Source organism: Hylemonella sp. GW821-FHT12C09 (assembly GCF_058807395.1).
Genome location: NZ_JBXAQQ010000009.1, coordinates 32,399 through 53,852 on the forward strand (window position 1 = coordinate 32,399; position 21,454 = coordinate 53,852).

Consider the following 21,454-nt stretch of genomic DNA (forward strand, 5'->3'; position numbering starts at 1 on the left):
GGTTTACAGCGTACGGGCGATCTCTTTGACCTCGAAGAATTCGAGCTGATCACCTTCCTTGATGTCGTTGTAGTTCTTGAGCTTGATACCGCACTCGAAGCCTTCCTTGACCTCGCGCACATCGTCCTTCATGCGCTTGAGGGAGTCCAGCTCGCCGGTGTAGATGACCACGTTGTCGCGCAGCAGGCGGAAATGCGCGCTGCGTGTGACGAAGCCGGCGGTAACCATGCAGCCAGCGACCGTGCCGATCTTGGAGGCCACGAACACGGTACGGATCTCGGCCATGCCGATGACTTCTTCGCGCTTCTCCGGCGCCAGCATGCCCGACATGGCCGCCTTCAACTCATCGACGGCGTCGTAGATGATGTTGTAGTAGCGGATCTCCACGTCGTTGCCTTCGGCCAGCTTGCGCGCGCCGGCATCGGCCCGCGTGTTGAAGCCGATGATGATGGCCTTGGAGGCAATCGCGAGGTTGACGTCGGACTCGCTGATCCCGCCCACGGCGGCGTAGACCAGCTGCACCTTGACCTCTTCGGTCGAGAGCTTGAGCAGCGAGGCGGCCAGCGCTTCCTGCGAACCCTGCACGTCGGCCTTGACGATGATGGGCAGCATCTTGACTTCGCCGGCGGAGATGTCGGTGAACATGTTCTCCAGCTTGGCGGCCTGCTGCTTGGCCAGCTTGGTGTTGCGGAACTTGCCGGCACGGTAGGTCGCGATCTCGCGCGCACGGCGCTCGTCGGACAGCACCATGAACTCGTCGCCCGCTTGCGGTACTTCGGTCAGGCCCTGGATTTCCACCGGAATGGACGGCCCGGCCGACTTGATCGGCTTGCCGTTTTCGTCCAGCATGGCGCGCACGCGGCCATAGGTCTGGCCGGCCAGCACCACGTCGCCGGTCTTGAGCGTGCCGGTCTGCACCAGCACGGTCGCCACCGGGCCGCGGCCCTTGTCCAGCTTGGCTTCGATGACCAGGCCCTTGGCCATGGCGTCGATCGGGGCCTTGAGTTCCAGCACCTCGGCCTGCAAGAGCACCTGCTCCAGCAGCGCATCGATGCCCTGGCCGGTCTTGGCCGACACCGGCACAAAGGGCGAGTCGCCACCGAATTCTTCAGGCACCACCTCTTCCACCACCAGTTCCTGCTTCACGCGGTCCGGGTTGGCATCGGGCTTGTCGATCTTGTTGATGGCCACGACGATGGGAACCCCTGCCGCCTTGGCGTGCTTGATGGCTTCCTTGGTCTGCGGCATGACACCGTCGTCGGCAGCCACCACGAGGATCACGATGTCGGTCGCCTGGGCGCCACGGGCACGCATGGCCGTGAAGGCCTCGTGACCCGGGGTGTCCAGGAAGGAGATCATGCCGCGCGGCGTTTCCACGTGGTAGGCGCCGATGTGCTGCGTGATGCCGCCTGCTTCGCCCGCGGCCACCTTGGCGCGGCGGATGTAGTCCAGCAGCGAGGTCTTGCCGTGGTCGACGTGGCCCATGACGGTCACGACCGGGGCGCGCGGCAGCGATTCGCCGTGCTGCTCCGACACTTCCTCGTCGGTGAAGGCTTCCGGGTCGTCCAGGGCGGCCACGATGGCCTTGTGTCCCATTTCCTCGACCACGATCATGGCCGTGTCCTGGTCCAGCGGCTGGTTGATGGTGACCATCTGGCCCAGCTTCATCAGGTGCTTGATCACCTCGGAGGCCTTCACGGCCATCTTGTGCGCCAGTTCGGCCACCGTGATGGTCTCGGGCACGTGCACCTCGATGACGCGGGCCTCGACCGGTGCGGCCTGGGTATGCTGGTCATCACGGTCGTGACCACGCTTGCCGCGCGGGCCGCCACGCCAGCTGCTGCGGCCGACGCCGCCACTGGTATCGCCACGGGTGGGGATGGCCTTCTTCTTGGCCGGATCGCCGGCCCAGCTGCTCGATAGCTTGGCCGACTTGACTTCCTTGCCGGCGCCAGCGGGCGCAGCGGCACCGGAACCCGCCGGTTTGGCCGGCTTGGCAACCGTGCTGCCGGCTGCCGGCTTGTGCAGGGTGCCCTTCATGGCCGTCTTCGGCTCTTCCTTCTTGGGCGGCGGCGGTGGCGGCGGGGCCTTCTTGGCCGGCGTCGCCATCATGGAACGGATGGCCGCAGCTTCCGCCTCGGCCTTGCGGCGGCGATCGTTCAAGTCCAGTGCACGCGCAGCCTCTTCGTCGGCACGGGCCTTGGATTCGGCGGCCGCCTTTTCGCGCAGCTCGGCCTGCGCCGCAGCACGCGCTGCAGCAGCGTCCGCGGCCTCGGCCGTGGCTTCAGCCTTGCTGGTCGATGCCTGGACCTTTTTCTCGTCCTCGGTCGCTGCGTAGCTGGCCGCACGCTCCTCGGCTTCACGCTCGCGCTTTTCGCTTTCCTCGCGCTGGCGACGCTTCTCGGCCAGATCTTCTTCCTGGCGGCGAATCAGTTCGGCCTGCCGGCGGGCCTCTTCCTCGCGGCGCAAGAGTTCTGCATTGTCGACCGCAGGGGCCGCAGGACTAACCACCGGCGCTTCCTCAACCGGCTCGGCTGCGCCGCCCTCGGCCACATCACTGCCATCATCGCGGCGGATGAAGGTGCGCTTCTTGCGGACTTCCACCTGGATGGTGCGGGCCTTGCCACTGGCGTCGGCTTGCTTGATTTCGGTGGTCGACTTCTTGGTCAGGGTGATCTTCTTGCGCTCAGCCGTGGCGGTGCCATGGCTAGCCTGCAGGAAACCCAGCAAGCGCTGCTTGTCGGCATCGGTCAGGGTGTCGGCGGCGGAGGACTTGGCCACGCCTGCGGCCTTGAGCTGCTCAAGCAGGGTATCGGTTGACTTCTTGAGTTCGGTTGCAAACTCGGCGACGGTCGTACTGGACATTTGTGATGGGGCCTTTAGCTAGGGCATGACCAGCCCGGAGGGCAATGGCCAGCCTTGACTGAACTTATTTTTTCATGACGATGACTCTTGAGCAGCGGCTTCATTGGTAAACCAATGTTCGCGCGCCTTCATGATCAGGGCTTTGGCTTCGTCCTCGGACTGGCCGGTGATCTCGGTGAGCTCGTCGACCGCAAGGTCGGCCAGGTCATCCAGCGTATGCACGCCGCCGTCGGCCAGCTTGGCGATCAGCTCGGGCTTGAGGCCTTCGAGGTCGCGCAGGTCCTGCGACACCTCCTCGACGCTCTCCTCGCGCGCGATCTCCATCGTCAGCAGGGCATCCTTGGCACGGGCGCGCAACTCGTTGACGGTGTCCTCATCGAAGGACTCGATCTCCAGCATCTCCTGCAGCGGCACATAGGCCACTTCTTCCAGGCTGGTGAAGCCCTCGGCGATCAGGATGTCGGCGATCTCCTCGTCCACGTCGAGCTTGGCCATGAACAAAGAGCGCAGCGAACCGGTTTCGGTGGCCTGCTTCTCGGCCGATTCGGCCGCGTCCATGATGTTGATCTTCCAGCCGGTCAGGTCGGATGCCAGGCGCACGTTCTGGCCGCCGCGGCCGATGGCGATGGCGAGGTTTTCTTCGTCGACCACCACGTCCATGGCGTGTTTCTCTTCGTCCACCACGATGGACTGCACATTGGCCGGGGCCAGCGCGCCGATCACGAACTGGGCCGGGTCCTCGCTCCACAGCACGATGTCCACGCGCTCGCCAGCGAGTTCGTTGGTCACGGCATTGACGCGGGTGCCGCGCACGCCGACGCAGGTACCGATGGGGTCGACGCGCTTGTCGTGCGAGAGCACGGCGATCTTGGCGCGCGAGCCGGCATCACGGGCGCAGGACTTGATCTCCAGCAGACCCTGTTCGATCTCGGGCACTTCCTGGCGGAACAGCTCGATCATGAACTCGGGGGCCGAGCGCGACAGGATGATGGGGGCGCCACGCAGCGTCAGGTCCACATCCATGATCATGGCGCGCACGCGGTCGCCGGTGCGCAGGTTTTCCTTGGGGATCATCTCGCCGCGGCGCAGACGCCCTTCGACCCGACCGGACTCGACGATGATGTCGCCCTTGTCCATGCGCTTGACGGTGCCCACGAAGATCTTCTCGCCGCGCGACATGAAGTCGTTGAGCAGCATCTCGCGCTCGGCGTCACGGATCTTCTGCAGGATCACCTGCTTGGCGGCCATCGCGCCGATGCGGCCGATCGGCACCGACTCGACAGATTCCTCGATGTACTCGTCGACCTCGATGTCGGGGATCTGTTCCTTGGCTTCGAACAGCAGGATTTCCTGGTCGGGCAGCTGCAGGCCGGCCTCGTCGGGGACCACGTGCCAGCGGCGGAACGTCTCGTAGACGCCGCTGTCGCGGTCGATCGCCACGCGGATGTCCACGTCGCCTTCATACAGCTTCTTGGTGGCTTGCGCCAGGGCGGACTCCACCGCGCCAAAGACCACGTCGCGCTCGACGTTCTTTTCGCGGGAAATGGCTTCCACCAGCATCAACAGTTCGCGATTCATGCCTCTAACCTCCAATACCCTCAAAGACCCGTGGCCCCAGCGTGCTTATCGCTGCGACCCTTGAAACTCACGATCGGCGCCAGACGCGCCTCGCGCAATTCGTCCAGCGTGAACCCCAGCGCCTGCATTGGCGCCGGTTCACGCTTCTTGCTCACCTTCTGTCCCGGCTTGGGCACTGGCGCGTCGCTCCAGACGATCTGCCAGCCCGTGCTGCCGTCGGCAGCGCTCACGCGTTCGAGCGTGCCGCGGAATTTCTTGCGGTTGGCGCTGACCTGGCCGGCCGCAGCCGCACCCATCGGCGCCTTGAGCGTGATGTCGACCACCTGGCCCACAAAACGCTCGAAATCCTTTTCATGTCGCAGCGGGCGATCGATGCCCGGCGAGGACACCTCGAGCCGCTTGTACTCGATGCCGTCAACTTCCAGCGCATACTGCAACTGGCGCGTGACCTTCTCGCAGTCCTCGACGTTGATGAAACGCTCACCGAGTTGCGGATCCCAGGGCAGGTCGATTGTCACGCGCAGCAAGCCCCCGGCGGAGCGGTCGATCTCCACCAGGTCGTAACCGAATCCGGTCACGGTTTGTTCGACGATCTGCTGCAGTGTCAACGTTGCCCTTCCCTGGCCATCAAAAAGCGTTCGACCATAAAAAAAGGGCGGTTGGTAATCCGCCCGTTTGGTCGAGAATTGCCGAATTGTACTCGAAAATCGGGACTAGAGCCTTGATTTTCAAGGAAATTCCAGCCCATGTGGGCCGATTTTGTTGAAACCGCGGGTCTTGTCGAACGCCGCGGTTTTCAGGCGGCCGCCTGCACCAGGGTCCGGGTGTAGGGATGGGCCGGCGCCTCCAGCAGGGCTGCCACCGGGCCGGACTCGACGATTTCCCCGCCTTTCATGACCAGCACCTCGTGCGCCATGGCCCGGATCACGTCCACGTCGTGGGTGATGAGCAGGTAGCTCAGGGCCCGCTCGCGCTGCAGGCGCTGCAGCAGCTGCAGCACCTGTTTCTGGATGGTCACGTCCAGGGCGCTGGTGGGTTCGTCCAGCACGATGAGGCGGGGCTCGACAATCAGCGCCCGGGCAATGGCCAGGCGCTGGCGCTGCCCACCGGAAAACTCATGGGGGTAACGCTGAAGCAGGCCGGGGAACTGGGCTTCTGTCAGGCCCACCTCCTCCAGCGCCCGCTGTATCCTGGCCAGGCGCTCCTCTTTTGATAGCTCAGGCGCATGGATCGTCAAGCCCTCGCCCACGATCTCTTCCACCGTCAGGCGTGGCGAGAGAGAGGAAAACGGGTCCTGGAACACCACCTGAACCACGCGGCGCAGCGCCTTGTTGCGCGCCTGGTCGCGGCTCCAGGCCTGGCCATCCACCTGCAGTTCCCCTGTGAAGGGCAGCAGGCCGAGGGCAGCCAGCGCGAGGGTGGACTTGCCCGAACCCGATTCGCCGATCACCCCCAGGGTGTGGCCGGGCGGAATGCTGAAGTCTGCGCCCTGCACCGCCACGAACTCGCCGCGGCGGAACCAGCCGCGCAGGCCGGGCAGCGGCACGGGGTAAGCCACGCGCAGGCCCCGGGCCTGCAGCAGCGCCGGCGCGCCGGCCTGCTGGGGCAGCTCCTGTACGTCGCGCACCGGTCGGCTGTCGATCAGACTGCGGGTATAGGGGTGTTGCGGCCGCGCAAACACCTGGGCCACCGGCCCCTGCTCGACGATGCAACCGTTTTCCATCACGACCACCCGGCTGGCAAAACGCCGCACCAGGTTCAGGTCGTGGGTGATCATCAGCACGGCCATGCCATGTTTCTTCTGCAGGCCGTCCAGCAGGTCCAGGATCTGGCCACGCAGGGCCACGTCCAGCGCCGTGGTCGGCTCATCAGCCAGCAGCAATCTGGGCTGGCAGGCCAGGGCCATGGCGATCATGGCGCGCTGGCGCTGGCCGCCGCTCAACTGGTGCGGAAAAGCCTTGATGCGCTCTTCGGGCTGGGCAATGCCGGTGTCGGCCAGCAACTGGATGGCACGCGCCAGCGCCGGCGCGCGGGCCAGGCCCAGCTTGAGCTGCAGCACTTCGACAATCTGGTCGCCGATGGTGAACAGCGGGTTCAGGGCCGTCATGGGCTCCTGGAAGATCATGGCAATGTCGCGGCCGCGGATGCCGCGCAACGCGCGCTCGGACAGGGACAGCAGGTCGGCCTGGCCATCGCTGCCGGCGAAGCCGGCAGTCCCGCTGACGGCGGCCTCGGGCAGCAGGCGCAGCAAGCTCAGGGCCGTGACGGTCTTGCCCGAGCCGGACTCGCCCACCAGGGCCACTTTCTCGCCCGGGGCGATCTGGAAATCGAGGCCACGCACGACGTCCTTGCCACCAAAGGCGACGCGCAAATCCTTCACCGCCAACAGGAGCCCGCTCATCTTTCAGCCTTCCTGGGGTCCAGCGCGTCGCGCAGCGCATCGCCCATGAAGGTCAGCAGCAGCAGGGTCACGACCAGCACGCCGAAGGTGGACAGCGAAATCCACCAGGCGTCGATATTGTTCTTGCCTTGGGCCAGCAGTTCGCCCAGCGAGGGGGTGCCGGGCGGCACGCCCAGACCCAGGAAATCCAGCGAGGTCAGCGCCAGGATGGCCGCGCTCATGCGGAAAGGCAGGAAGGTCACCACCGGGGTCAGGCTGTTGGGCAGGATGTGGCGCCAGATGATCTGTCCGTTGGACAGGCCCATGGCGCGCGCCGCGCGCACGTAGTCGAGCTGGCGGTTGCGCAGGAACTCGGCCCGCACGTAATCCGACAGGCCCATCCAGCCGAACAGGCTCAGCAGGATCAGCAGCAACGCCACGCTGGGGTCGAACATGGCCGAGAAGATGATCAGCAGGTAGAGCTCGGGCATGGAGCCCCAGATCTCGATGAAACGCTGGAACCCCAGGTCGATCTTGCCGCCGAAGTAGCCCTGCACGGCACCGGTGAGCACCCCCAGCAGCACACCGATGAAGGTCAGCGCCAGCGCGAACAGCACCGAGATGCGGAAACCATAGACCAGGCGCGCCACGACGTCGCGCCCGCGGTCGTCGGTGCCCAGCCAATTGTCACGGGAGGGGCCTGAAGGGTTGGGCTCCTTCGCGAAGTAGTTGATGGTGCTGTGGTGGTAGGGGTTGGGCGGGTACAGCGCGAAGTTGCCGGGCTGAGCGAACTGCTGCTGGATAAAAGGGTCCAGGTAGTCGGTCGGCGTCGCGAAGTCGCCTCCGAAGACCGTCTCCGGAACGTTGCTCACAATCGGAAAGTACCACTGCCCATGATGGCGCGCCACGAGCGGCTTGTCGTTGGAGATGAGTTCGGCGCCCAGGCTGAGCACGAAAAGCGTGCAGAAGATCAGCAGGCTCCAATAGCCCAGGCGATTGCGCCGGAAACGCAGCCAGGCGCGACGCGAGGGGGAAAGGGAAACGCCAGCCATCAGTCGAACTTCACTCTCGGATCGACCCACACGTAGCAGAGGTCGGAGATCAGCTTGGTCACCAGGCCGATCAGCGTGAACAGGTAAAGCGTGCCCAGCACGACGGGATAGTCGCGCCGCATCACCGATTCATAGGACAGCAGGCCCAGGCCGTCGAGCGAGAACAAGGTCTCGATCAGCAGGGACCCCGCAAAAAAGGCACCGATGAAAGCCGCCGGGAAACCGGTGACGATGGGGATCAGCGCATTGCGGAACACGTGCGTCCACAGCACACGGTTCTCGCCCAGGCCCTTGGCGCGGGCGGTCAGCACGTATTGCTTACGGATCTCCTCGAGGAAGGCGTTCTTGGTCAGCATGGTGGTCACGGCAAAGGCGCCCAGTACGCTGGCCGTCACCGGCAACGTGATGTGCCAGAGGTAGTCCACGATCTTCGCGCCCCAGCTCAGTGTCTCCCAGTTGCTCGAGGTCAGACCGCGCAAGGGGAACCACTGCAGCTGGCCGCCGAAGATCACGAGCAGGGCGACGCCCAGCACGAAGCCGGGAATGGCGTATCCGATGAGCACGACCAGGCTGGTCAACGTGTCAAAACGCGTGCCGGCGCGCACGGCCTTGGCGATGCCCAGGGGGATGGAGATCAGGTAGCTCAGGAAGAAAGTCCACAGCCCCAGGCTGATCGACACCGGCAGCTTGTCCTTGACCAGTTCCCAGACGCTCTTGGGATAGAAGAAGCTCTTGCCCAGGTCGAAACGTGCGTACTGGCCCAGCATCTGCCAGAAACGCTCGTGGGCCGGCTTGTCGAAGCCGTAGAAGCTACGGATCTCGGCGATGCGCGCGGCGTCCACGCCCTGGCGGCCGCGGTAACCCGCGCCGCTGGCCGCCGCCCCCTCCCCTCCTGTATCGCGCCCCTGCAACTGCGCCACCATCTGCTCCACCGGGCCGCCCGGCACGAACTGGATGACGACAAAGGTCAGCAGCAGGATGCCGAACAGCGTCGGGATCATGAGCAAGAGGCGCTTGAGGACGTAGGCCAGCACGGCTTACTTCCCTCCCCCGCTCGCGGCCTGGCTGGCCGCGAGATTGGCGGGCGTTGCCCACCAGACCGAGGTGACCCAGGCCTCGGGCTGGTAATAACGCGGCGTCACGGCCGGCTGCTCAAAACGGCCGGCGCGCCAGGCCACACGGTGCACGCCGCTGTACCAGTGCGGCACGGCATAGTGGCCGTGCCGCAACACACGGTCCAGCGCGCGCACCCGTGCCACCAGCTGCGGCCGGGTCTGGGCCGAGATCACCTGGTCCAGCAAGGCATCGACCGCCGGGTCCTTGAGGCCGATGACGTTGCTCGAACCCTCGATATCGGCGGCCTTGGAACCGTAGCGCTCCAGCAGCTCGGTGCCCGGCGCCTCGCTGCCGATCAGGCGGTTGCTGATGATCTCGAAATCGAACACGTCCATGCGTTTTTGCAGAATGGCGAAGTCGATCACCTTGTAGTTGACCTGCATGCCCAGCTTCTCCAGGTTGCGCGCATAGGGCGTGACCACGCGCCCCATGGAACCCGAGTTGTCGAGGAACTCGATGCTGAAGGGCTCGCCTTTCGCATTGCGCAGCGCGCCGTCGCGGTAGGTCCAACCGGCGGCGGCCAGCAGATCGCGTGCGCGGCGCAGGTTGTCGCGCAGGGTGTGGCCGGAGGCCGGGTCCAAGCTCGCCACCGGCGGTAGCGGCACCTCATCGGTGAAGACTTCGGGCGGCAGCAGGCGGCGCAGCGGCGCCAGCACGGCCAGTTCCTCGGGCGTGGGCCGGCCCCGGGCCTCGAAGTCGCTGCCGACGAAATAGCCCCGGACCCGCGTGTAGGCGTTGTAGAAGAGCTGGCGGTTCATCCACTCGTAATCCATGGCCAGGGCGATGGCCTGGCGCACGCGCACGTCCTTGAACTTGTCGCGCCGCATATTGAAGAGGAAACCCTGGAAGTCGCCGGCATTGCCGTGCTGCAGTTCCTTCTTGATGAGCTGGCCGCGCTCGAATTGCTTGCCGGTGTAGGCCCGCGCCCATTCACGCGCAATGAAGGCCTGGATGTAGTCGAACTCGCCGGCCTTGAAGGCCTCCAGCTGCGCCGTGTTGTCCTTGTAGATCTTGTAGGTGATGCGGTCGAAGTTGAACAGGCCGCGGCGCACGTTGAGATCGCGGGCCCAGTAGGCCGGATCGCGCTCGTAGCTGATGTCCTTGCCGAAGTTGACCTTGCCGATGCGGTAGGGCCCGCTGCCAATGGGCACATCGGTGACGATCTGGTCCAGGGGTTTGAGCTTGCCGTTCTCCAGGCCCCACTTGCGGCTGAACACGGGCAGGCTGCCGGCGATCAGCGGCAGCTCGGCGTTGACGCGCTTGAAGTCGAAGCGTACCGCCCGCTCTGCCACGACGGTGACGCCCCGTATCTCGCCGAAGATGGTGCGGAACTGGGGGGCCGCCTCCTTGGACGTCAGCCGGTCGAAAGAATGCTTGACGTCGGCCGCCAGTACCGGGTCCCCATTTTGAAAACGCGCATCGGGGTGCAGCGTGAAGATGGCCGAGAGCTTGTCCTGCGCCACCGTCACGTCCTGGGCCAGCAGGCCGTAGGCCGTGGTCGGTTCGTCCAGGGTGCCGGTCAGCAGGCTTTCGAACACCAGGCCATTGAGGCCGGGCGGTGCACTGCCCTTGAGGGTGAAGGGGTTGTACTTGTCGAAGTTGGACAGGCGCGTGGGCGGCACCAACGTGATTTCGCCACCCTTGGGCGCCGCCGGGTTCACGTAGTCGAAATGCGCAAAGCCCGCCGCATACTTGATATCACCGAACTGGGCATAAGCATGCGCGGCCCAGCCCGGCAGGCAGAAGATCAGCGAAATCAGGGCAAGCAGAAAATGGCGCATCCGCATGCGACAATTCTGCACACAAATCTTTCCTTCCTTGGTTAACCGAGAAAAAATATGGGCTTCCTGACCGGCAAGAAATTTCTGATCACTGGCGTACTGAGCAACCGCTCCATCGCGTATGGCATCGCCAAGGCCTGCCATGACCAGGGGGCCGAGCTGGCCTTCAGCTACGTGGGCGAGCGCTTCAAGGACCGCATCACCGAGTTCGCCGCCGACTTCGACTCCAAGCTGATCTTCGACTGCGACGTCGGCGACGACGCCCAGATCGACCATCTCTTCAAGGACCTGTCGGCCCACTGGCCCCAGTTCGACGGTTTCGTGCACAGCATCGGCTTCGCTCCGCGCGAGGCGATCACCGGCAACTTCCTCGACGGCCTGACCCGGGAAAACTTCCGCATCGCCCACGACATCAGCGCCTACAGTTTCCCGGCCATGGCCAAGGCGGCCCTGCCCTTCCTCAAGGACAAGTCGGCCCTGCTGACGCTGAGCTACCTGGGCGCGCTGCGCGCCATCCCGAACTACAACACCATGGGCCTGGCCAAGGCCAGCCTGGAAGCCTCGGTACGCTACCTGGCCGAGGCCGTGGGCCACCTGCCGGACGGTCGTTGCATCCGCGTCAACGGCATCAGCGCCGGCCCCATCAAGACCCTGGCCGCCAGCGGCATCAAGGACTTCGGCAAATTGCTCGGCATTGCAGCCAATGGCTCGCCCCTGCGGCGCAACGTGACCATCGAGGATGTCGGCAACGTGGCCGCCTTCCTGATGAGCGATCTGGCCAGCGGCATGACCTCTGAAATCAGCTACGTGGACGGCGGTTTCAGCCAGTCCGCCGTGGCGGTATTGGAATCCTGAGCCCCGCACTCCCGCGTTCTGCCATGAAAAGCGCCCCGCACTGCGGGGCGTTCTCTTTGGGCCGTGAGATCCCTGCGCTGGCTCAGGCCTTCACGCAATCCGCGTAATAGTGCTGTTTGCCGTCCGGGCCGGTTTCTTCCACCAGGCCGTGGATGTCGGTCTCGAAGCCCGGGCACTGGCCGTTGAACTCGCGTGCGAACTTGAGGTAGTCCACGATCTTCTTGTTGAAGACCTCACCCGGGATCAGCAACGGGATGCCCGGCGGGTAAGGCGTCACCAGACCCACGGTGATGCGGCCTTCGAGCTGGTCGATCTCCACCCGCTCGGTCTTGCGGTGCGCAATATGGGAATAAGCGTCGCTGGGGTTCATGGCTGGCGTCAGGTCGCTCAGGTACATCTCGGTGGTCAGGCGCGCGATGTCGTACTTGGCGTACATCTCGTGGATGAACTGGCACAGGTCGCGCAGGCCCATGCGCTCGTATCTGGGCTGTTTCTTGCAGAAGTCCGGCATGACACGCCACATGGGCTGGTTCTTGTCGTAGTCGTCCTTGAACTGCTGGAGCGCGGTCAACAGGGTGTTCCAGCGGCCCTTGGTGATGCCGATGGTGAACATGATGAAGAAGCTGTACAGGCCGGTCTTCTCCACCACCACACCGTGCTCGGCCAGGTACTTGGTCACGATGGAAGCCGGCAGGCCGGTCTTGTCGAACTTGCCATCCAGGTTCAGGCCGGGCGTGACGATGGTGGACTTGATCGGGTCCAGCATGTTGAAGCCGTCGGCCAGCTGGCCGAAGCCGTGCCACTTGCTGCCGTTCTTGGTGCTGCGGCCGTCGCTGCGGATGATCCAGTCCTCGGCGCTGCCGATGCCCTCTTCCGTCAGCTTCTCCGGGCCCCAGACCTTGAACCACCAGTCCTTGCCGTATTCCTCGTCCACCTTGCGCATGGCGCGGCGGAAGTTGAGCGACTCAAGAATGCTTTCCTCCACCAATGCGGTGCCGCCGGGCGGCTCCATCATGGCGGCGGCCACGTCGCAGCTGGCGATGATGCTGTACTGCGGACTGGTGCTGGTGTGCATCAGGTAGGCCTCGTTGAAGAGGTGGTGGTCCAGCTTGGTGTTCTCGGCATCCTGCACCAGCACGTGGCTGGCCTGGCTGATGCCGGCCAGCAGCTTGTGGATGGACTGGGTGGCATAGACCATGGAGTTCTTCGGCCGCCCGCGCTTCTTGCCCATGGCGTGGTAACGGCCATAGAAGGGGTGGAAGGCCGCGTGCGGCAGCCAGGCCTCGTCGAAATGCAGGTTGTCGACGTAGCCGTCGAGCAGGCTCTTGATGGTCTCGGTGTTGTAGAGCACGCCGTCGTAGGTGGACTGCGTGAGCGTCAGCACGCGCGGCTTGACCTTTTTCGGGTCCACGCCCTTGAGCAGGGGGTTGGCCTTGATCTTCGCCTGGATGGTGGCCGGCTCGAACTCGCTTTGCGGGATCGGCCCGATGATGCCGAAGTGGTTGCGCGTGGGCTTGAGGAAGACGGGAATGGCCCCCGTCATGATGATGGCGTGCAGGATGGACTTGTGGCAGTTGCGGTCCACCACCACCACGTCACCCGGCGCCACCGTGTGGTGCCATACGATCTTGTTCGAGGTGCTGGTGCCATTGGTGACGAAATAGCAGTGATCGGCGTTGAAGATGCGCGCGGCGTTGCGCTCGCTCTCGCCGATGGCGCCGTCGTGGTCCAGCAGCTGGCCCAGCTCTTCCACCGCGTTGCAGACGTCGGCGCGCAGCATGTTCTCGCCGTAGAACTGGTGGTACATCTGGCCCACCGGGCTCTTGAGAAAGGCCACACCGCCCGAGTGCCCCGGGCAGTGCCAGGAGTAGGAACCATCCTCGGCATAGTCCAGCAGGGCCTTGAAGAAGGGCGGCTGGATGCCTTCCAGGTAGCTCTTGGCCTCGCGGATGATGTGGCGCGCCATGAACTCGGGGGTGTCCTCGTACATGTGGATGAAGCCGTGCAGCTCGCGCAGGATGTCGTTGGGCAGGTGCCGGCTGGTCTTGGTCTCGCCGTAGACGTAGATCGGCACGTCGGCGTTCTTGCGGCGCACCTCCTCGATGAAGGTGCGCAGGTTCAGCACGGCCGGGTCCAGGTCCGGGCCAGGGGTGAACTCCTCGTCGTCGATCGAGAGGATGAAGGCGCTGGCGCGCGACTGCTGCTGGGCGAACTGTGAAAGATCACCGTAGCTGGTGACGCCCAGCACCTCGAAGCCCTCGGCCTCGATGGCCTGCGCCATGGCCCGGATGCCCAGGCCCGAGGTGTTCTCGGAGCGGAAGTCTTCGTCGATTATGACAATGGGAAAGCGGAATTTCATTGAGACGGACTCCAGCCGGGCACGGAAAAAAGAAAAACGAGCGCGAAGTGTAAGGATTAATTGGCGGCTGTCCCGGATCTGTCACGGGATTTGCCGCAGAATGTCGCAATTGAATCACAAGCACCGATAGGAGCAAAGCAAGTCATGGCTGATTCGACCCTCTGGTGGCTGGCGGCCGGCATCCTGGTCGCAGCGGAGCTGACCACCGGCACCTTCTACCTGCTCATGCTGGCCGGGGGCCTGGCGGCCGGCGCCGTGGCGGCCCACACCGGGCTGGCGGCCACGCCTCAGGTGGTGATTGCTGCCCTCGTCGGTGGCGGTGCCGTGCTGGCCTGGCATTTCTGGCGCCCGCGTTCGGGGGCCAGCCAGGCCGTCGGCAGCAACCCGGACGTCAATCTGGACATCGGCGAGACCGTGCAGGTCGAGTCCTGGCTGCCCGATGGCAGCACCCATATCAGATACCGCGGCGCCCAGTGGCTGGCGGTGCCGCGCGACGGCAGCCCCCGCGCCACCGGTGCGCACCGCATCGTCGAGATGCGTGGCAGCCAGTTGATCCTCGAAAAAATCGCAAGCTGAACCAGGGAGTCCCTCATGGAAATCGCCATCCTCATCTTCGTCATCGCCGTCATCTTCATCAGCCGCTCGGTCAAGATCGTCCCGCAGCAGAATGCCTGGGTGGTCGAGCGCCTGGGCAAGTACCACGGCGCGCTGACGCCAGGCCTGAACTTCCTCTTCCCCTTCATCGACAAGGTGGCCTACAAGCACAGCCTCAAGGAAGTGCCGCTGGACGTGCCCAGCCAGGTCTGCATCACGCGCGACAACACCCAGCTCCAGGTCGACGGCATCCTCTATTTCCAGGTCACCGACCCCATGCGCGCGAGCTACGGCTCGTCCAACTACATCGTGGCCGTGACCCAGCTGGCCCAGACCTCGCTGCGCAGCGTGATCGGCAAGCTGGAGCTGGACAAGACCTTCGAGGAGCGCGACATCATCAACGCCCAGGTGGTCCAGGCTATCGACGAAGCCGCACTGAACTGGGGCGTCAAGGTGCTGCGCTACGAGATCAAGGACCTGACGCCCCCGAAGGAGATCCTGCACGCCATGCAGGCCCAGATCACGGCCGAACGCGAGAAGCGTGCCCTGATTGCCGCGTCGGAGGGCCGCCGCCAGGAGCAGATCAACATCGCCACCGGCGAGCGCGAGGCCTTCATCGCGCGCTCCGAGGGCGAGAAGCAGGCCGCCATCAACAAGGCCCAGGGTGAGGCAGCGTCAATTACCGCCGTGGCCGACGCCACCGCTGGCGCCATCGAGCGCGTGGCCGCGGCCATTCGCCAGCCCGGCGGCGAACTGGCCGTGCAGCTCAAGGTGGCCGAGAAGGCCGTCGAGGCCTACGGCAAGGTGGCATCAGACGCGACGACCACGCTGATCGTGCCGAGCAACATGACCGAGGTCTCGGCCCTGGTCACCTCGGCCATGGCCATGGTGCGCCAGCAGAAATAGCGCGCTCGCGCGCCTCCTTGGGCTGGCGCACCGGTCTCTTCACGCGCGGGCCTGGGCCGGCCCATCACTGCGCCAGGAAGACGTCGGCCGAGTCGACGAAGTTGAACCGCAGGCGCGGCGCGAAAAACCCGCCGCCGGGGCGCAGAACACGCGGCGCAAACTCATTGAACTGGAGTTCGACACGGTAGTCCTTCGGGAAAGTGCGGTCCCAGCGCGGCAGGATCTTCTCAAGGAACAGCAGGTCATTGGCGGGCTTCTTGATGATGCCGGTCATCTCGAGAAGATTGAGCTTGGGCCAGGTCTCCCCGCCTGGCCGGCCATAGGTGATGATGCCCATGAACCAGTTGAAATCGCTGTAGTACGGGTCCGACGGCTCGACGGATTTGCCATTGGAGTAGATTGCATCCAGCAGGAACGTCACCGTCAGGTTCCGCGCGGGCTTGCGCGACCATTGGTACAGGATGTCGTGCAGGGAACGCGAAAGGCACAGCTCCATATGGCCCCCGGCCACATAGACATGTGCAGGAGCGACTTCGAACTCCACCTCGCCATCCCTGGACGCCACCCAGTGATCGGGATCGCAATCTTCCACATAGTAGTAGCGGATGGGAGAGTCGTCAGCGAGGTAGACCACCGGGATCTTCTTGCTCTTGGCAAAGCGGACCGCTTCGTCGACGCCGTACTTGGCCGAAAACCTGGCGTCGAAGGTTGCCGACGGGTGCGTCACGATCATGACGGAATCGCCTTCGAGGCGTACCTCTTTCGCTGGCCGGAACTGGGGCGCCGGGCACGAGGCATGCGCCGCGCCCGCCAAACCCGTCAAACAAGCCATCAGGCCAACGAAAACCCCGCGCATCACGCCCTCCCCGGCTAGCGAAACCTACCGTTTCATGACCAGTATAAGGAGCGTCAGTAAAGCTCGCTGGGCATGGATCAGCCAGCGGGGGGCAATACCCGATACCGCGTCATTCCGTGTACCATGAAAAATGGCCAGGCGCCGATCGCCTCGGCCATGCCCATCGGACGACAACAGCGGATCGGCCTGAGCAGAGTGCCAGGATCGAGACCCTGAACACTGGAGACGACATGCAAGACATCCTTCGGATTTCACGGCGCCACCTGCTCGCCACCGGCTCGGCCTCGGCCCTGCTCTGGTCGGCGCCGGCCTCCTCGCAAGCAGAGGCCTATCCGCGCCGCCCCATCACGCTGATCCTGCCCAATGCCCCCGGCAGCTCGCTCGATACCGTCGGCCGGCTCGTCGCCAATGAGATGGGGCCCCTGCTGGGCCAGTCTCTGGTGGTCGACAACAAGGCCGGCGCCGCGGGCGCCATCGGCGTCCAGATGGGCCGCAACGCGGCGCCTGATGGGTATACCTTGATTGTTGCGTCCAGCAGCGCCATCACGGGCGCGCCCCTGCTGCAAAAAGCCGTGACCTACCGGCCGCTGGAAGACTTCGATTTCGTCTCGCTGATCGCCCTGTTGCCCAACGTCCTGGTCTGCAACATGAACCTGCCCGTGCGCAGCACCGCCGACCTGATCGCCTATGCCAGGTCCAAGGGCGAGTCGAGCAACATGGCCTCCGCAGGCATCGGCTCGGCCAGCCACCTGGCGGGCGTTGCGCTGCAGGCATCAGCAGGCTTCAAATCCCTCCATGTGCCCTACAAGGGTGGCAGCCAGGGCGTGGCCTCCGTCGTCTCCGGCGAGACGGACTGGGTATTGACGCCCGCCCCCGCTGCGATGGGTCTGGTGAACGCAGGCCGCTTGCGACTGCTGGGTCACAGCATGGGCCAGACGGGCAAACCGGTGGGCGATACGCCCTCCCTGGCGGCCACCGTGCCGGGATTCGAATTCTCCGGCTGGATCGGCCTCATGGCGCCCAAAGGGCTGCCGCCACAGGTCACGGAGAAACTGAACCGTGCGCTGGCGGCCGCGCTGCAGCAACCCCGGTTGCGTACCGCTTTTGACGCCAACGGCGCCGTTGCCTCGGCCACGACGCCCCAGGAGTTCCGCAGCTACCTGGAACGCGACATCGAACTCAGCCGCAAGGCCATCCAGATCGCAGGCCTGCAGGCCGAATAACTCCGGCGGGATCGCTCGAAATTCGTCTGGCACGAATTTCCCGGGGCCGCGCCCCCGCGCCACGCGCGTCCTGAAGCGGTCCCCCGGACTGTTTCAGAGCGAGCCCGGGCGCGGCGTCTGACCTGCCCTCATCGCCCAAACAAAAGGCCCACGCACTGCGTGGGCCTTTGCATTTTGGCGGAGAGGGCGGGATTCGAACCCGCGGTGAGTTTTACCCCACGCACGCTTTCCAGGCGTGTGACTTAAACCGCTCATCCACCTCTCCGGAGCCCGCTATTGTAGCCGAGCTTGGCGCTTCCCACGGACTGCCCGGGTCGGGTCGGACAAAGAAAGAGCGCCCTTGGGCGCTTTTTCCGGGGGCAGCGGTGTGATCAGCGGATCACGGCCAGCTGCTCGCGTTTGCCCATCTTGTAGGTGAACAGCGTCAGGGCGCCGTTCTTGATGTCGCCCTTCTCGTCGAAGGTGATCGGGCCGGTCACGCCCTTGTAGTCGGCCGTGGCCGCAAGCACCGGCAGGTACTTGGCGGGGTCGGACGAGCCGGCCTTGACCATGGCGGCCACCATCACCTTGGTGGCATCGTAGACATAGGGCGAATAGAGGTTGACCTCCACATTGAACTTGGACTTGAAGTCGGCGCGGAACTTGTCCATGCCGGCCTTGGCCTCGCCCTCGACACCGCCGGCTTCGGCACAGAACACCTGCTCCTCGCCGATCGCGTCGCCGGCCAGCTTGATCAGCTCGCCCGTACAGATGCCGTCACCGCCCATGAACTTGGCCGTGATGCCCAGCGACTTCATCTGCTTGAGCATGGGGCCGCCCACGGCGTCCATGCCGCCGAAGAAGACCACGTCGGGCTTCTTGCCCTTGATGCTGGTCAGGATGGCGTTGAAATCGGTGGCCTTGTCGGTGGTGAACTCCTTGGCGACGATCTTGGCGCCAGCGGCCTCGGCGGCCTTGGTGAACTCCTCGGCGACGCCCTGGCCGTAGGCCGTGCGGTCGTCGATCACGGCCACGTTCTTGGCCTTGAGGGTACCCACGGCGTACTTGCCCAGGGTGCTGCCCAGGTGCACGTCGTCGGCCACCACACGGAAGGTCGTCTTGAAGCCCTGGCGGGTGTACTTGGGGTTGGTGGCGGAGGGGGAAATCTGCGGGATGCCCGCGTCGCTGTAGATCTTGGAGGCCGGGATGGTGGTGCCCGAATTCAGGTGGCCGATCACGCCGGCCACCTTGGCATCGGCCAGTTTCTGCGCCACGGCCGTGCCCTGCTTGGGATCGGCACCGTCGTCCTCGGCCATGAGCTCGAGCTTGACCTGCTTGCCGTCGATGGTGACGCCAGCAGCGTTGAGTTCGTCGATCGCCATGCGGGCGCCGTATTCATTGTCCCTGCCCAGGTGGGCAATGGCACCGCTGACCGGGCCGACATGGCCGATCTTCACCACGGGCAGTGCAGAGGCGCCGGAAGCCGCCTCCTCCTTCTTGCCGCAGGCGACCAGCAGGGCCGCCGCGGCAACAACGAGCAGTACACGATTCACTTGATTCACGGGCATGACGATCTCCAATATAGAAACGGGCTGGTGAAAAAATCTGACGCACGCAAGACTACCTCAAATTCGGCGATGCCGCGGCATATCCCCATGCCGCTGGCGACAACTCAAGCGGCGCGGCTGGCCGGCGGCTTGGTTTCTGCGGCCAGCGCCTGGGTCACGGCCTTGCGCACCGCGTTGTCCACGCGCTGGCGGATGCGCGGGGCCAGATCCTTCATCTGTTCCTGCAAGGCATCGGCCACCACCTTCTGCACCTGGGCCTCGAGTGTCAGCTCCAGGCGCATGAGCACACGTTCGATCAGCGCTTCCTCATCAGGAGCGCCGGAGGCGGCCATCGGCTGTGCCTGCACATCCACGACCTCGGTGAGGGTCGGCAGGGTGCGCAGCAGCTTCTTGGAGAGCGCGGCCATCAGCTGGCGCCTTTCAGGTTCAGGTCATGCCGCACGATCTCGTAGCCGAGCTCGGTGTACTGTTTCCAGCGCCCGCGCGCCAGTTGCCGGTCCTCGTCGTCCAGGCTGACGACCTCGATCAGGCGCTCGTAGTGCTCAAAGCCCGCGGGCAGCTGCGTGCCCAAGTTGAGCAGCACCTGGCGGTGCGGCAACTCCTGGGCCAGGCTGTCCGTGAGCACGATGGGCGAGGCGGCCAGCTGGCCAGGCTCGGCCGGCTGGCGCACATGGGCGATGAAGTCGGTCTGGGAAAAAGTCCAAAGCAAGGTGTCGAGCCGGGCCAGCGCGTCGGCCGGCGCCGTGACCACCACGCGCGAACCGGCCGCCACCGCCTTGCGCAACAGGCGGCAGGCGTAGGCCAGCTTGTCCGGCGCGTTGAAATGAAAGGCCACTTCGGTCATGCTGCTGCGCCCACCCGGCGTTTCAGGCCTTGCGGCGCGCGGATTTCACGGGCGCCTGCTGGGCCAGCAGGAACTCCAGCAGCAGGCCCACGGGGCGGCCGGTCGAGCCCTTGGCCGCACCGCTCTTCCAGGCGGTGCCGGCGATGTCCAGGTGCGCCCAGGGGAACCTGGTCGTAAAACGCTGCAGGAACTTGGCCGCCGTGATGGCGCCGCCCGCGCGGCCGGCAACATTGCCCACGTCGGCAAAGTTGCTCTTCAGCCCCTCGGCGTAATCGTCGTCCAGCGGCATGCGCCAGCACAGGTCCTGCGCGGTCTCGCCGGCCTTCAGCAGCTTTTGCGCCAGCTCGTCGCTGGGGCTGAACAGACCGCTGCGCACCGCGCCCAGCGCGATCACGCAGGCCCCGGTCAGGGTGGCGATGTCCACCACGGCCTGGGGCTGGTAACGCTCGGCATACGTCAGCGCATCGCACAGGATCAGCCGCCCTTCGGCGTCGGTGTTGAGGATCTCGATGGTCTGCCCGCTCATGCTGGTCACCACGTCACCGGGCTTGATCGCGCGGCCGTCGGGCATGTTCTCGCAGCTCGGGATGAGCCCGACCACATTGATGGCAGGCTTGAGCTCACCCAGGGCACGGAACACCCCCAGCACACTCGCCGCGCCCCCCATGTCGAACTTCATCTCGTCCATCTCGGCCGCCGGCTTGATGGAGATGCCGCCGGTATCGAAGGAAATGCCCTTGCCCACCAGCACGGTGGGGGCCTGCGCCGCCGGAGCGCCCTTGTACTGCAGCACGATGAAACGCAACGGCTGCGCCGAGCCCTGGGCCACGGCCATGAAGGCGCCCATCTTCAGCTTGGCCACTTCGCTCGGCCCCAGCACCTGGCAGCTGATCTTGGGGAACTTGGCCAGCGCCCGCGCGGCCTGGGCCAGATCGGTCGGCGTGGCGTGGTTGGCCGGGCGGTTGGCCCACTCCTTGGCCAGCTCGATGCCGGCCACGGCGGCAGCGGCCTGGGCGAATTCGGTCTTGGCCTCGGCCAGCTTGGGCACGCCCAGCGTCACGCGCGCCAGGCTGCGACCTTCGGCCTTGGACTTGGTCGTGGTGTAGACGTAGCTGTTCTCGGCCACGGTCTGCACGGCCGCCCGGACGGCACCGGGCTGCGGTGCATCCGCAAAGCCCAGCACCAGCTTCTTCACAGCCGGGGAGCCGGAACGCAGGGCCCCGAGCGCGGCATGGACGGCCAGCCTGACCTGGCGCGGCGTCCCGTCGCCGGCCCCCACCAGCAGCACGCGGCCGGCCTTGGCCTGGGCCGGACGGTACAGGGCCAGCAGCTTGCCAGCCTTGGTGTCGAGGTCGCCGGCCTTGAGGGCCTGGCCCACGAGGGCACCCAAGGTGTCCCGGCCCGGCTTGAAACCGGCGGGAACCAGAAGGATGAGGGCATCGCAGACCTGCGCGGATGCACCGGCGAGGTCCAGGGACTTGAGTTCGAAGTTCATAAT

The 21,454-nt window shown here is 65.2% G+C and carries 16 protein-coding genes, 1 tRNA gene and 2 pseudogenes; 4 read left to right on the plus strand and 15 right to left on the minus strand.

Features of this window, described 5'->3' with window-relative positions; all coding sequences use genetic code 11:
* Positions 1–3: 3 nt before the first annotated feature.
* The 8 genes and pseudogenes from infB to AC1RRP_RS14900 all read right to left on the minus strand — a co-directional run.
* Positions 4–2,259 (minus strand): annotated as a pseudogene (gene infB, locus AC1RRP_RS14865) (translation initiation factor IF-2); the annotation flags it as partial.
* Positions 2,260–2,343: 84 nt separating this feature from the next.
* Positions 2,344–2,865: pseudogene (locus AC1RRP_RS14870) on the minus strand (translation initiation factor IF-2 associated domain-containing protein); the annotation flags it as partial.
* 72 nt (positions 2,866–2,937) lie between these two features.
* Positions 2,938–4,443: a transcription termination factor NusA gene (gene nusA / locus AC1RRP_RS14875; RefSeq protein ID WP_493037486.1), complete on the minus strand. Its 1,506-nt coding sequence runs from the start codon at positions 4,441–4,443 to the stop codon at positions 2,938–2,940.
* A 20-nt stretch (positions 4,444–4,463) separates the two neighbouring features.
* The gene (gene rimP, locus AC1RRP_RS14880) at positions 4,464–5,051 is read right to left on the minus strand and encodes a ribosome maturation factor RimP (RefSeq protein ID WP_493037488.1); all 588 of its coding nucleotides are present in this window, start codon (positions 5,049–5,051) and stop codon (positions 4,464–4,466) included.
* Between the two features lie 188 nt (positions 5,052–5,239).
* Positions 5,240–6,844: an ABC transporter ATP-binding protein gene (locus tag AC1RRP_RS14885; RefSeq protein WP_493037490.1), complete on the minus strand. Its 1,605-nt coding sequence runs from the start codon at positions 6,842–6,844 to the stop codon at positions 5,240–5,242.
* Positions 6,841–7,875: an ABC transporter permease gene (locus AC1RRP_RS14890; RefSeq protein ID WP_493037492.1), complete on the minus strand. Its 1,035-nt coding sequence runs from the start codon at positions 7,873–7,875 to the stop codon at positions 6,841–6,843. The genes AC1RRP_RS14885 and AC1RRP_RS14890 overlap by 4 nt, the downstream gene beginning before the upstream one ends.
* A complete protein-coding gene (locus tag AC1RRP_RS14895) occupies positions 7,875–8,909 on the minus strand; it encodes a microcin C ABC transporter permease YejB (RefSeq protein WP_493037494.1) in 1,035 nt (344 codons plus the stop codon). Before AC1RRP_RS14895 ends, AC1RRP_RS14890 begins: the two co-directional genes overlap by 1 nt.
* Before the next feature lie 3 nt (positions 8,910–8,912).
* On the minus strand, positions 8,913–10,772 hold the full coding sequence (locus AC1RRP_RS14900) for an extracellular solute-binding protein (protein ID WP_493037699.1): 1,860 nt from the start codon (positions 10,770–10,772) through the stop codon (positions 8,913–8,915).
* Positions 10,773–10,829: 57 nt separating this feature from the next.
* Here AC1RRP_RS14900 and fabI point away from each other — a divergent pair, with 57 nt between their 5' ends.
* Positions 10,830–11,627 carry an enoyl-ACP reductase FabI gene (gene fabI, locus AC1RRP_RS14905; protein WP_493037495.1) on the plus strand — a complete coding sequence of 266 codons (798 nt, stop codon included), beginning with the start codon at positions 10,830–10,832 and terminating at the stop codon, positions 11,625–11,627.
* Positions 11,628–11,709: 82 nt separating this feature from the next.
* Here the strand turns inward: fabI and AC1RRP_RS14910 are convergent, their stop codons facing one another.
* Positions 11,710–13,986 carry an Orn/Lys/Arg family decarboxylase gene (locus tag AC1RRP_RS14910; RefSeq protein WP_493037497.1) on the minus strand — a complete coding sequence of 759 codons (2,277 nt, stop codon included), beginning with the start codon at positions 13,984–13,986 and terminating at the stop codon, positions 11,710–11,712.
* Positions 13,987–14,130: 144 nt separating this feature from the next.
* Between AC1RRP_RS14910 and AC1RRP_RS14915 the strand changes: the two genes are divergently transcribed.
* Together AC1RRP_RS14915 and AC1RRP_RS14920 are read left to right on the plus strand one after the other, a co-directional pair.
* Complete coding sequence (locus AC1RRP_RS14915; RefSeq protein ID WP_493037499.1) at positions 14,131–14,562, plus strand: NfeD family protein; 432 nt, start codon at positions 14,131–14,133, stop codon at positions 14,560–14,562.
* Positions 14,563–14,577: 15 nt separating this feature from the next.
* A complete protein-coding gene (locus AC1RRP_RS14920) occupies positions 14,578–15,486 on the plus strand; it encodes an SPFH domain-containing protein (RefSeq protein ID WP_493037501.1) in 909 nt (302 codons plus the stop codon).
* Positions 15,487–15,550: 64 nt separating this feature from the next.
* Here the strand turns inward: AC1RRP_RS14920 and AC1RRP_RS14925 are convergent, their stop codons facing one another.
* Positions 15,551–16,219, minus strand: coding sequence for a hypothetical protein (locus AC1RRP_RS14925; protein WP_493037503.1), 669 nt, complete (start codon positions 16,217–16,219; stop codon positions 15,551–15,553).
* Positions 16,220–16,572: 353 nt separating this feature from the next.
* Here AC1RRP_RS14925 and AC1RRP_RS14930 point away from each other — a divergent pair, with 353 nt between their 5' ends.
* Positions 16,573–17,565, plus strand: a complete 993-nt coding sequence (locus AC1RRP_RS14930) for a Bug family tripartite tricarboxylate transporter substrate binding protein (protein WP_493037505.1) — start codon at positions 16,573–16,575, stop codon at positions 17,563–17,565.
* 175 nt (positions 17,566–17,740) lie between these two features.
* Here AC1RRP_RS14930 and AC1RRP_RS14935 read toward each other — a convergent pair.
* The 5 genes from AC1RRP_RS14935 to AC1RRP_RS14955 form a co-directional block, all read right to left on the minus strand.
* Positions 17,741–17,830: transfer RNA gene (locus tag AC1RRP_RS14935), tRNA-Ser, on the minus strand.
* 106 nt (positions 17,831–17,936) lie between these two features.
* The gene (locus tag AC1RRP_RS14940) at positions 17,937–19,112 is read right to left on the minus strand and encodes a branched-chain amino acid ABC transporter substrate-binding protein (RefSeq protein WP_493037507.1); all 1,176 of its coding nucleotides are present in this window, start codon (positions 19,110–19,112) and stop codon (positions 17,937–17,939) included.
* A 104-nt stretch (positions 19,113–19,216) separates the two neighbouring features.
* Positions 19,217–19,519, minus strand: a complete 303-nt coding sequence (locus AC1RRP_RS14945) for a hypothetical protein (protein ID WP_493037509.1) — start codon at positions 19,517–19,519, stop codon at positions 19,217–19,219.
* On the minus strand, positions 19,519–19,956 hold the full coding sequence (locus tag AC1RRP_RS14950; protein ID WP_493037511.1) for a DNA polymerase III subunit chi: 438 nt from the start codon (positions 19,954–19,956) through the stop codon (positions 19,519–19,521). Before AC1RRP_RS14950 ends, AC1RRP_RS14945 begins: the two co-directional genes overlap by 1 nt.
* Positions 19,957–19,978: 22 nt before the next feature.
* Positions 19,979–21,451 (minus strand): leucyl aminopeptidase, encoded by a 1,473-nt coding sequence (locus AC1RRP_RS14955; protein WP_493037513.1) that lies wholly within the window; start codon positions 21,449–21,451, stop codon positions 19,979–19,981.
* Between the last annotated feature and the right edge of the window lie 3 nt (positions 21,452–21,454).

Bases quoted from the DNA above. Each gene is read 5' to 3' on its own strand.
- AC1RRP_RS14915 (WP_493037499.1), top strand. From the start codon at position 14,131: ATGGCTGATTCGACCCTCTGGTGGCTGGCGGCCGGCATCCTGGTCGCA.
- AC1RRP_RS14885 (WP_493037490.1), bottom strand. From the start codon at position 6,844: ATGAGCGGGCTCCTGTTGGCGGTGAAGGATTTGCGCGTCGCCTTTGGT.
- AC1RRP_RS14955 (WP_493037513.1), bottom strand. From the start codon at position 21,451: ATGAACTTCGAACTCAAGTCCCTGGACCTCGCCGGTGCATCCGCGCAG.
- AC1RRP_RS14940 (WP_493037507.1), bottom strand. From the start codon at position 19,112: ATGCCCGTGAATCAAGTGAATCGTGTACTGCTCGTTGTTGCCGCGGCG.
- AC1RRP_RS14945 (WP_493037509.1), bottom strand. From the start codon at position 19,519: ATGGCCGCGCTCTCCAAGAAGCTGCTGCGCACCCTGCCGACCCTCACC.
- AC1RRP_RS14910 (WP_493037497.1), bottom strand. From the start codon at position 13,986: ATGAAATTCCGCTTTCCCATTGTCATAATCGACGAAGACTTCCGCTCC.
- AC1RRP_RS14930 (WP_493037505.1), top strand. From the start codon at position 16,573: ATGCAAGACATCCTTCGGATTTCACGGCGCCACCTGCTCGCCACCGGC.
- AC1RRP_RS14925 (WP_493037503.1), bottom strand. From the start codon at position 16,219: ATGATCGTGACGCACCCGTCGGCAACCTTCGACGCCAGGTTTTCGGCC.
- AC1RRP_RS14920 (WP_493037501.1), top strand. From the start codon at position 14,578: ATGGAAATCGCCATCCTCATCTTCGTCATCGCCGTCATCTTCATCAGC.
- AC1RRP_RS14890 (WP_493037492.1), bottom strand. From the start codon at position 7,875: ATGGCTGGCGTTTCCCTTTCCCCCTCGCGTCGCGCCTGGCTGCGTTTC.
- fabI (WP_493037495.1), top strand. From the start codon at position 10,830: ATGGGCTTCCTGACCGGCAAGAAATTTCTGATCACTGGCGTACTGAGC.
- nusA (WP_493037486.1), bottom strand. From the start codon at position 4,443: ATGAATCGCGAACTGTTGATGCTGGTGGAAGCCATTTCCCGCGAAAAG.
- AC1RRP_RS14900 (WP_493037699.1), bottom strand. From the start codon at position 10,772: ATGCGCCATTTTCTGCTTGCCCTGATTTCGCTGATCTTCTGCCTGCCG.
- AC1RRP_RS14950 (WP_493037511.1), bottom strand. From the start codon at position 19,956: ATGACCGAAGTGGCCTTTCATTTCAACGCGCCGGACAAGCTGGCCTAC.